At 41.0% G+C, this 271-nt stretch carries 1 protein-coding gene; it reads left to right on the forward strand.

Annotation, left to right across the window (positions count from 1 at the left end):
• The coding region (locus tag SB658_RS24115; RefSeq protein ID WP_410602877.1) for an MFS transporter at positions 1–271 on the forward strand (271 nt) is incomplete at both ends.

The following is a 271-nucleotide window of genomic DNA, read 5'->3' on the forward strand; positions in this document are numbered from 1 at the left end:
TTGTTATACACCGTTGTTCAAAGTGGTGAACAACTATTAGTTGTGCGCTTTATGCACGGCTTTAGTGACGGATTTTTAATTCCTGCTGCCTTTACGTTTTTATCAAAACAAACAAATTCAGCAAGACAAGGTAAGGCAATGGCTCTATCTGGTGCTGCTGTTGGAACAGCGGCAATTGTAGGACCGGCTTTCAGTGGAATTATGAAAGCAACTGCTGGTATAGAGTGGGTGTTCATTACCATTTCTATTTTAATGGTCCTTGGTACAATCG

This window comes from Bacillus sp. SIMBA_008 (genome assembly GCF_046535495.1).
In the GTDB taxonomy this organism is placed as follows: domain Bacteria; phylum Bacillota; class Bacilli; order Bacillales; family Bacillaceae; genus Bacillus; species Bacillus subtilis.